Source organism: Frankia sp. R82 (genome assembly GCF_023716925.1).
Classification (GTDB): Bacteria; Actinomycetota; Actinomycetes; order Frankiales; family Frankiaceae; genus Frankia.
Window position 1 is genome coordinate 1 of record NZ_JAMQQG010000144.1, and the last position, 1,703, is coordinate 1,703.

Annotated in this window: 1 protein-coding gene; it reads right to left on the bottom strand. The window is 76.7% G+C overall.

Features of this window, described 5'->3' with window-relative positions; translation table 11 throughout:
- The coding region (locus ND747_RS16230) for a beta-ketoacyl reductase (protein WP_251734451.1) at positions 1 to 1,703 on the bottom strand (1,703 nt) is incomplete at both ends.

Genomic DNA, 1,703 nt, shown 5'->3' on the forward strand with positions numbered 1-1,703 from the left:
GGGCGACACGGCGGCAGGTGAAGTGGCTGTTGCGGTCGGCGTTCGAGCAGTGGCGGGACATCGGCCTGCGTGGCGCCGCCAGGTCGAACCGCGCGGGCGCGAGCAGGGCCCGGTCCTGGTCGAGGGCGAGGTCAAACAGCGCCATGCCTTCGGCCGAGGTCAGCGGGACGATCCCGGTCCGGGCGACCCGCTCCCGTTCCTGCGCGTCCAGGGTGCCGATCATTCCGCTGTCCTGCTCCCAGAGTCCCCAGGCCAGCGACACTGCAGGCAGCCCGGCTGCGCGGCGCAGCCGGGCGAGCGCGTCGAGGAAGCAGTTGCCCGCCGCGTAGCTCGCCTGCGCCGGCGGCCCGAGCAGCCCGGAGACCGACGAGTAGAGGACGAACGCCTCGAGGTCGAGGTCGCGGGTCAGCTCATGCAGATGCCAGGCGGCGTCGACCTTCGGCGCGAGCACCCGGTCCAGCCGCTCGGCGGTGATCGTGGGCAGGACACCGTCGTCCAGCACACCCGCCGTGTGGATGACCGCCGTCAGCGGATGCGCGGGGTCGACGCCCGCGAGGACCCCGGCCAGCGCGGACCGGTCGGCGACGTCGCACGCCACCATGGTCACGTCGGCGCCGAGGGCACGGAGTTCATCGGCGAGCTCCGTGGCCCCGGGAGCCCGCGGGCCCCGCCGGCTGACCAGCACCAGCCTGCCCACGTCGTGCTCCGTGACCAGGTGCCGTGCGACGAGCGCGCCGAGGCCGCCGGTACCGCCGGTGATCAGTGCGGTGCCTGCCAGCCGGCGCGCGTCCGCGGGCGTGCCCGGCGCGCGGACAAGGGCGGGGACGGTCGCGACCCCCTCGACCAGGGCCAGCTCGGCGGCACCGGCGAGCGCGGCCGGCAGCGCCCGGGCCGACCTGGGGTCCCCGTCGAGCGCCACGAGGCCGAACCGGTCCGGGTACTCGCTGATCGCCGAGCGGACCAGGCCCCGTGCGGCGGCGAGCACGACGTCGTCGTCCGCCCGGCCCGTCGCGAACACGAGGCGGGCGGGGGCCAGCGCCTCGTCCCGGACCCAGTGCTGGGCGAGCCGCAGAACCCGCTGGGCCAGGGTGTGCGCGTCGGCGGCCGGATCGCCGGTATCCGGGTAGGTCAACGGGTGGAGGAGCACGTCCGGCCTGCCCAGCGGCGAGTCCAGCATCTGCGCGAGCGTGCTGTACCGGCGCGGCCCGTCGAGACCGTCCAGCAGGCCGAGCTCGTCAGCCCCGAGGACGGCCCAGTCGCCCAGGACGGCCGCCGGGGCGAGCGCGAGAGGCCGGTCCGCCAGCTGGAACAGGCTGTCCGGCCGCGCGGCCTCGGACAGCCGGGCGGTGGCCTCGGCGACGACCGCGCCGGCGTCGTCGAGCATGACGAAGCGCACTCGGCCGTCGCCGAGAGGTTCGAGCTCGGTGCCCGCGACGGGAGCGGCACCGGGCGTCGCGAGGTCCGTCCAGTGGACCGGGACCGCCGGTGCCAGCCCGTCGAGCGCCGCGCGCAGGGCCGCGGCCGGGAAGGGGTTGCCGGCGCCCGCCCCGGCCGCCAGCCGCACCCCCCCCCGCCCCCCCAGGCGGGGGTTTAGAATCACCAGCCCCCGCGGGGGGGGCCGCGGCCACCGCGGCGGTTTGTCGTCCACCGAGATGGACTCGGTCTCCACGATGCCGCCGTCGCGGATGCCGCCGCGCACGTGC